Origin of the sequence: Streptomyces sp. PA03-6a, from assembly GCF_033792765.1 — a bacterium.
Classification (GTDB): domain Bacteria; phylum Actinomycetota; class Actinomycetes; order Streptomycetales; family Streptomycetaceae; genus Actinacidiphila.
In genome coordinates this window covers 43,503-50,262 of sequence record NZ_JARAVK010000036.1, presented here as the reverse complement: position 1 = coordinate 50,262, position 6,760 = coordinate 43,503, and the positions used below count along the sequence as shown (strand labels likewise).

The window sequence follows — 6,760 nt, the reverse complement described above, 5'->3', positions numbered from 1 at the left end:
AGTCGATCTTCTGCCCGTCGTATGTGCCGCCCTTGCAGGTCCATGTCCCCCAATCGACTGTTCCGCCGCCCCCACCGACGCCTCCCCCACCGTGGGTGAGTGCGAGAAGGGCGGCGGAACAGTCGATTGGGGGACATGGACCTGCAAGGGCGGCACATACGACGGGCAGAAGATCGACTAGCCACCCTAGGCGCCCCGCAGCCACGCGCTGCGGGGCGCTCGCCCGCGAGCGCAGCCGGGAGGGTCGCAGGGACCCGCACGCTCGTCCCGACCACACGGTGGTGGCGCCAGGCGGCGCCGGCTCGAACTCCCGTGGAAGGGCGCTCAGCGATGACCAGCGTCGACAACTGCCGACAGCTCAGCAGTAGTTCGGGACGTTGGTCGACAAGGCAGCCGCAGGTCACGGCCGCCGGCGGTCAGTTGTGGCTGTGCAGGATCTCGTTCAGCCCGCCCCACGAGCCCGTGCGCTGGAGGACCTCGACCGCGCCGGTGATGGAGTTGCGGCGGAAGAGGAGGTTGTTGGCGCCGGAGAGCTCCTTGGCCTTGACGATGGTCTCGTCGGGGAGGGAGACCCGGGTGCCCGCCGTGACGTACAGGCCGGCCTCGACGACGCAGTCGTCGCCCAGGGAGATGCCGATGCCGGCCTCGGCGCCGAGGAGGCAGCGCTCGCCGATGGAGACAACGGCCTTGCCGCCGCCGGAGAGGGTGCCCATGATCGAGGCGCCGCCGCCGATGTCGGAGCCGTCGCCGACGATGACGCCCTGGCTGATGCGGCCCTCGACCATGGAGGTGCCCAGCGTGCCGGCGTTGAAGTTGCAGAAGCCCTCGTGCATCACCGTGGTGCCGGACGCGAGGTGCGCGCCGAGGCGGACCCGGTCGGCGTCGGCGATGCGGACGCCGGCGGGGACGACGTAGTCCGTCATGCGCGGGAACTTGTCCACGCCGTAGACCGACAGGTGCAGCCCCTCGGCGCGGGCGGCGAGGCGGGCGCGCTCGATGTCGCCGACGGGGACGGGCCCGATGGAGGTCCAGGCGACGTTGGCCAGGAGGCCGAAGATGCCGTCCAGGTTCTGGCCGTTGGGCTTCGCCAGACGGTGGCTCAGCAGGTGCAGCCGCAGGTAGGCGTCGTGCGCGTCGAGCGGCTTGTCGTCGGTCGAGGCGATGACGGTGCGTACGGCGACGACCTCGACGCCGCGGCGCGGGTCCGGCCCCAGGGCCTTGGGGGCGGCGTCTCCCAGCAGCTCGGCGGCCTGCTCGGCGGAGAGCCGTTCGGTGCCGGCGGGGCCGGGCGCCGCCACGAGCTCGGGCGCGGGGAACCAGGTGTCGAGGACGGTGCCGTCGGCGGCGATCGTGGCGAGGCCTGCGGCAACGGCACCGGTGGCGCGAGAGGTGGCGGTCGTTTCAGTCATGTGTCGAACGCTAGTCGTTGCGTCCCGCACTTGCCCAACCGGCCCGAAATCCGGAACGCCGGCGCCCACCCGCCTCGGCTCCGGCGGTCCCGGCGGTCCCGGCGGATCCGGCGTCCCGCGCACCCGCGTCGACGGTCCCGGAGCCGCGCCGCCACCGTGCGGCGGCCGCCAGCAGCACCGCCCCGCTGAGCGCGGCCAGCACCGCGCAGACCGGCCACAGCGCGCCGGGCGCGGCGTCGTACAGGGCGCCGCCGAGGGGCGGGGCGAGGACGGTGCCGCTGACGGAGGCCCCGGCGTACAGGGACTGGAAGCGGCCCTGCAGGTGGTCGGGGGCGTTGTCGGCCACGTAGGCGGTGGCGGTGGTCTTGTAGAGGATCTCCCCCGCCGTGAGGAGCAGCATCATCGTGACCGCGGCGGCGATGTACGGGCCGCCGGCCAGGGCGGCGTAGCCGGCGCCGACGAGGACGAGCCCGGTGCCGATGATCGGCAGCGGCGGGCGGCGGCGCAGGGCGACGGTGGCCGGGATCTCCAGGCAGAGGATGACGCCTCCGTTGACGGCGATCAGCAGGCCGTACGCGGCGGTGCCGATGCCGTGGTCGGCGAGCCAGACGGGCAGGGTGGAGTACTGCTGCCGGTAGACGGTGTCGGTGACCAGGACCGTCACCAGCAGCACCATGACGGCGGGCCGGGCGCGCAGTGCCGCCCACAACCCGTCGGCGCCGGCGGCGCGGACGGCACGGGCCCGGCGGGCGCCCTGGGCGGGCAGCGCGCGGGCGGCGTAGCCGGCGAAGAGAAGGGTGCCGAGGCCGTCGGCGACGAAGAGCCAGGTGTACGAGGTGCGGGCGGCCAGGAGCGCGCCGAGCGGCGGCCCCACGGTGAAGCCCGCGTTGGAGGCGAAGCGCAGCACGGCGAAGCCCTGGCGGCGCGCGCCCTCGGGGACGGAGACGGCGACGAGCGCGGAGTTGGCGGCCCGCACGGTGCCGGCCGCGTACTGCGCGAGCAGCAGGACGGGCAGCAGCGCGGCGGTCGGCAGGGCGGGCAGCAGCACGAGTCCGGCGCCGGAGGCGGCGGACCCGGCGAGCAGGACGCGGCGGTGCCCGAGGTGGTCGCCGAACCAGCCGCCGGTGAAGTTGCCGGCGACCAGGCCCACCCCGCCCGTGCCGGCGATCAGCCCGGCCTCCGGGACGGGCAGGCCCCGTACCGAGGTCAGCCAGACGAAGAGGTAGACGAACGTGAAGCTCACGACCGCGTTCGTGAAGACCCCGGCGGCCAGCAACCAGACGACCCTGGGCACCTCGCGCATGCCCGTACCCCCTCCTCCGCCCAGTGAGTTCCTTTTGGAAACTCACTCCCGGCTGGCAGGATAGCGGCATGGCCCGCCGCACAGAACTCGGTGACGCGAATTGCTCCATCGCCCAGGCCCTCGACGTGGTCGGCGACTGGTGGACGCTGCTGATCGTGCGGGACACCGCCCGCGGCGTGGACCGCTTCGACGACCTGCAGCGCGAACTCGGCGTGTCCCGCAAGGTGCTGGCCGAGCGGCTGCGCCTGCTGGTCGACGCGGACGTGCTGGCCCGTGAGCCGTACCAGGACCGCCCCGTGCGCCACGCCTACCGGCTCACCCCGCGCGGCCGGGCGCTGCTGCCGGTGCTGATCGCCCTCCAGGACTGGGGCGACCAGTGGGTGCTGGGCGACGGCACGACCACCGGCACCGCACCGGACGGCTCACGGGAGGCGGAGCGCGTGCACGCGCTGACGGGGACCCGCGTGCCCGCGCTGCTGCTCCCCGCGGGCCCGGACGGCGAACTCCGCGACCCGGTGGCCGCGGACCGCCCGTTCACGGTCCTCTACTGCTTCCCCGGCGCCTACGCGCGGCCCACGTCCTACCCCCCGGGCTGGGGCGACATCCCGGGTGCGGCGGGTTGCACGCTGGAGTCCTGCACCTACCGGGACCGGCAGGCGGAGTTCACCGCGGCGGGGGCGGCCGTGCACGGGGTGAGCGCCCAGCGCCCGGACGAGCAGGCGGAGTTCGCCGAGCGGGAGCGGTTGCGCTTCCCGCTGCTGTCGGACGCGGAGCTGACCCTGTCCGCGGCGCTGCGGCTGCCGACCTTCCGCGCGGGCGGCGCGGTGCGGCTGAAGCGGCTGACGCTGGTGGTCGGCGCGGACCGGGTGGTCCGGCGGGTGTTCTACCCGGTCACGGACATCACGGCGGGCGTGGTGGAGGCCCTCGAGGCGGTCAGGACTGCGTCGCGGCCTTGACCGTGTCCGGTTCGGCGGCCGCGTCCCGTACGCCCGGCAGCCGCTGGGCGCCGAGCACGGCCGCGCCGGCGACGACGCCGAGCACCGCGCACAGCGGCCACAGCGCGCCCGGCGCGTGCTCGTAGAGCACGCCGCCGAGCGGGGCGGCCAGCACCACGCCGCTGATGGACGCGCCGGCGTACATGCTCTGGAAGCGGCCCTGCAGGTGGTCGGGGGCGTTGTCGGCGACGTAGGCGGTGGACGGCGACTTGTAGAGGATGTCGCCCACGGTCAGCAGGATCATCATCGCGACGGCCGCCGCGACGTACCAGCCGCCGGTGGTCAGCGCGGCGAAGCCGAGCCCGACCAGGATCACGCCGAGGCCGATGATCGGCAGCGGGGCTCGCCGGCGCAGGGCGATGGTGACCGGGAGTTCGAGGAGGATCACCAGGGCGCCGTTGATGGCGATGAGGGCGCCGTAGACGCCCGTGCCGATGCCGTGGTCCTTCAGGTACACGGGCAGGGTGGAGTACTGCTGGCGGTAGATGGTGTCGGCGACCAGGATCGCGGCGAGCAGCACCAGGACGGCGGGCCTGGCGCGCAGCGCGGTCCACAGGCCGGGCGCGTCGGGCGAGGCCTCGCCCTTGGGCCGGTGGTTGCCGTTCGCCGGCAGGATGAAATGCGCGTAGACACCGAAGAAGAGCATGCCGAGGCCGTCGGCCACGAACAGCCAGTCGTACGAGATCGTCGTGGCGATCAGCGCACCGAGCGGCGGGCCGACGGTGACGCCGAGGTTCGCCATGAAGCGCAGCAGGGCGAAGCCCTGACGGCGGGAGCCCTCGGGCACGGAGAAGGCGATGAGCGCCGAGTTGGAGGCCCGGGTGATGCCGGTGGCGTACTGGGCGACCGGAAAGACCACCGCGAGGGCGGCGGTCGGCGTCAGCGGCAGGGCCGCCAGGCCGAGACCGGACACGACCATGCCGGTGATCAGGGTGCGGCGGTGCCCGAAGCGGTCGCCGAACCAGCCGCCGGTGAAGTTGCCGGCGACCATGCCGACGCCGCCCACACCGGCGATGAGTCCTGCCTGGGAGGTGCTGAGCCCACGCGGTCCGGTCAGGTAGACGAAGAGGTAGACGAAGGTGAAGCTCACCGCCGCCACGAAGAACATGCCGCTGGCCAGGAGCCACACCACCCTCGGTATGTCCTTCATCGCCTGTTTCATACTGCCCTCCGATCGACGCTCTACAAGAATCGATCACGTGAAGGCGTGAATGCGGCGCGTGAGGATGCCGGATCAGGTCGCGGCCGGTATAGGTCAGCGAATCCGGTCACATGTGCCGATGATCCGGGCGAAGACCTCGCGGGCCTCCTCCCGGTCGATGTCGCGGCCGGTCAGCAGTGCCTGCAGGCACATCCCGTCGGTGAGGGCGGCCAGCGCGCGGGCGGTGACCGGGTCGGTCCACCGGGTGAGGAGCGCGGCCATGTGGTCCACCCACTCCGCGGCGACCGGGCGTACGGCATCGTGGCGGAGCGCGGCGAGGTAGAGCTCGTACTCCAGTTGCGCACGCGGACGGTCCCGGGAGACCGTCTCCTCGACGAACCGGGCCAGTTCCGCGGCGAGGTCGGCGCCTGGCGAGCCGAGCAGGGTACGCTCCCCGACCTCCCGGAAGAAGGCCTCGTTGCACTGCCGCAGCGCGGCCACCAGCAGGTCGTCGAGGGTGGCGAAGTGGTACGTGGTCGAGCCGAGCGGGACGTCGGCCGCCGCGGCGACGGCCCGGTGGCTCAGCCCGGCGATGCCGCGCTCGCCGACGACGCGAATCGCGGCGTCGATGATGCGCTGCCGCCGTTCCGGGTCGTACCGGCGGGCCATCAGTGGGCGCCGCCGAGGTTGAGGACGACCACCCCGGCGATGACCAGGGCGATCCCCGTCAGCTTGGCGGCGGTGGCCGCCTCGCCGAGGAAGACCATGCCGATGGCGGCGATCGCGGCCGTGCCGACTCCGGCCCATATCGCGTAGGCGGTGCCCACCGACATCGACTTGAGCGTCTGCGCGAGCAGCGCGAAGGCGATCAGGTAGCCGGCGGTGGTGCCGAGGGAGGGCCACAGCTTGGTGAAGCCGTCGCTGTACTTCATGGACGTCGTACCGAGCACTTCGGCGAGGATCGCCCCGCCCAGCAATGCGTATGCCATGCGTACAAGCGTACACATCGATGTGTACGCCTGTACGCATGGCGGGCCCCTCAGGACCGGCGCGGCCACCACCGCTTCCGGGCGGTGTCCGGCGCCGGCGCCAGGCCCAGCGAACCCGTCAGGAAGAACTCCCCGTCCACCCAGTGGCCCGGGGCCGGGGCGTCGGTCAACTCCTCGCCGGCCACGGCGACATCGACCTCGTGGCCGCCGATGGTGCGCACCCGCAGCCGGTGGAAGCGGCCGCCCCCGGCCTCGCCTTCGTGGACCTCGGCGAGCAGGACCTCCCCGGCGAACGCCGCGTGCGCCGAGGGCACCCAGTCCTCGCCCGCTCCCTCCGGCGCGAACAGGCCGAAGGGAATGAGGTAGTCGGGCGCGAAACCGATCTCGCCCTCCTCCTGTGCGGCGTCGTACGCCTGCCTGCCCCCGGTGTGGAGAGTGAGCCGCTCCGCGAGCGCGGCGAGGCGCAGTTCGCCCTCGGGGGCCGTACCGCCCCGGGAGCGCAGCACGGCGCGGTCCTCCAGCTCCACCGCGAGCGGGCACAGCATCGTCCCGCCGGGCCGGTCCAGCAGTTCGAGCCGGGCGGTCTCCTCGTCCACCAGCGCCACGCGGGCCACCGGCACGGGCTCCCCGGCGGGCGCCAGGCAGGGCAGCACCTGGGCGATCGAGCGCCCCTGCGTCTCGATGACGACCCGGGCGCCACCGGCGCCCGTCCACACGTGCCGCCTCAGCTCACCCTCGACCTGCTGCGTGTCCGCGCGTTCGAGGAGCCCGACGACGAGTGAACGGAAGGAGTCCTGGTCGGTCACGCCGAGTCCGATGGCGGCGAAATGACTGCTCATGCGCGGAAGACTCGCCGACCCGGGGGAACCCGCGCAAACGAAAATACGACCGCGGGACGCCGCTCCTGCCCGGAGCGGCGTCCC

The 6,760-nt window shown here is 73.3% G+C and carries 7 protein-coding genes; 1 reads left to right on the top strand and 6 read right to left on the bottom strand.

Annotation, left to right across the window (positions count from 1 at the left end; genetic code table 11):
- Positions 1-416: 416 nt before the first annotated feature.
- Both dapD and PV350_RS12010 read right to left on the bottom strand, forming a co-directional pair.
- The gene (dapD, locus tag PV350_RS12015; RefSeq protein WP_500333637.1) at positions 417-1,409 is read right to left on the bottom strand and encodes a 2,3,4,5-tetrahydropyridine-2,6-dicarboxylate N-succinyltransferase; all 993 of its coding nucleotides are present in this window, start codon (positions 1,407-1,409) and stop codon (positions 417-419) included.
- A gap of 10 nt (positions 1,410-1,419) precedes the next feature.
- Positions 1,420-2,712, bottom strand: a complete 1,293-nt coding sequence (locus tag PV350_RS12010; protein ID WP_499511211.1) for an MFS transporter — start codon at positions 2,710-2,712, stop codon at positions 1,420-1,422.
- Positions 2,713-2,780: 68 nt separating this feature from the next.
- On the opposite strand from PV350_RS12010, the gene PV350_RS12005 reads away from it, so the two are divergent.
- Positions 2,781-3,668 carry a winged helix-turn-helix transcriptional regulator gene (locus tag PV350_RS12005; RefSeq protein ID WP_499511212.1) on the top strand — a complete coding sequence of 296 codons (888 nt, stop codon included), beginning with the start codon at positions 2,781-2,783 and terminating at the stop codon, positions 3,666-3,668.
- On the opposite strand, the gene PV350_RS12000 is transcribed toward PV350_RS12005, so the two are convergent.
- From PV350_RS12000 to PV350_RS11985, 4 genes are all read right to left on the bottom strand, one after another.
- Positions 3,646-4,857: an MFS transporter gene (locus PV350_RS12000; protein WP_499511213.1), complete on the bottom strand. Its 1,212-nt coding sequence runs from the start codon at positions 4,855-4,857 to the stop codon at positions 3,646-3,648. The genes PV350_RS12005 and PV350_RS12000 overlap by 23 nt on opposite strands.
- A 105-nt stretch (positions 4,858-4,962) precedes the next feature.
- Positions 4,963-5,517, bottom strand: a complete 555-nt coding sequence (locus tag PV350_RS11995) for a TetR/AcrR family transcriptional regulator (protein ID WP_499511214.1) — start codon at positions 5,515-5,517, stop codon at positions 4,963-4,965.
- Positions 5,517-5,837, bottom strand: coding sequence for a DMT family transporter (locus PV350_RS11990; RefSeq protein ID WP_500327259.1), 321 nt, complete (start codon positions 5,835-5,837; stop codon positions 5,517-5,519). The genes PV350_RS11995 and PV350_RS11990 overlap by 1 nt, the downstream gene beginning before the upstream one ends.
- A 50-nt stretch (positions 5,838-5,887) precedes the next feature.
- Positions 5,888-6,676: a hypothetical protein gene (locus tag PV350_RS11985; protein ID WP_500333634.1), complete on the bottom strand. Its 789-nt coding sequence runs from the start codon at positions 6,674-6,676 to the stop codon at positions 5,888-5,890.
- Positions 6,677-6,760: the final 84 nt, after the last annotated feature.

Bases quoted from the DNA above. Each gene is read 5' to 3' on its own strand.
- dapD (WP_500333637.1), bottom strand. From the start codon at position 1,409: ATGACTGAAACGACCGCCACCTCTCGCGCCACCGGTGCCGTTGCCGCA.
- PV350_RS12010 (WP_499511211.1), bottom strand. From the start codon at position 2,712: ATGCGCGAGGTGCCCAGGGTCGTCTGGTTGCTGGCCGCCGGGGTCTTC.
- PV350_RS12005 (WP_499511212.1), top strand. From the start codon at position 2,781: ATGGCCCGCCGCACAGAACTCGGTGACGCGAATTGCTCCATCGCCCAG.
- PV350_RS12000 (WP_499511213.1), bottom strand. From the start codon at position 4,857: ATGAAGGACATACCGAGGGTGGTGTGGCTCCTGGCCAGCGGCATGTTC.
- PV350_RS11995 (WP_499511214.1), bottom strand. From the start codon at position 5,517: ATGGCCCGCCGGTACGACCCGGAACGGCGGCAGCGCATCATCGACGCC.
- PV350_RS11990 (WP_500327259.1), bottom strand. From the start codon at position 5,837: ATGGCATACGCATTGCTGGGCGGGGCGATCCTCGCCGAAGTGCTCGGT.
- PV350_RS11985 (WP_500333634.1), bottom strand. From the start codon at position 6,676: ATGAGCAGTCATTTCGCCGCCATCGGACTCGGCGTGACCGACCAGGAC.